Source organism: Pseudomonas peli, assembly GCF_050563605.1.
GTDB classification, from domain to species: Bacteria; Pseudomonadota; Gammaproteobacteria; order Pseudomonadales; family Pseudomonadaceae; genus Aquipseudomonas; species Aquipseudomonas peli_A.
In genome coordinates, this window is the sequence record NZ_JBNXUH010000292.1 from 1 (window position 1) to 230 (window position 230).

General features: G+C 59.8%; 1 protein-coding gene. It reads left to right on the top strand.

Annotated elements, in window-relative coordinates; all coding sequences use genetic code 11:
* Positions 1 to 230: contractile injection system protein, VgrG/Pvc8 family (locus ACQ4LH_RS21790; protein ID WP_430699010.1), on the top strand; the 230-nt coding region annotated here is incomplete at both ends.

Here is a 230-nt window from a genome sequence, read left to right on the forward strand (position 1 = left end):
CGCTCAATTCTTCACGTGGGCCCCGGGGTGTCCCCAAGAGACGTGCCTACAAATTCCAGTTCGGCCCCAGCGTCTACCCCAAGCGCGACTACTGCGTGCAGTACGACGAGAGTGACCTGCACTTTRKTCARCGCCTGTGCGAMGARGRAGGGAGTGACACCCACTTCCAGCTCAACGAGCAGGCCCTGTCGATGATACACATTTCCAGCTCCCGAACACGCACCACGAGC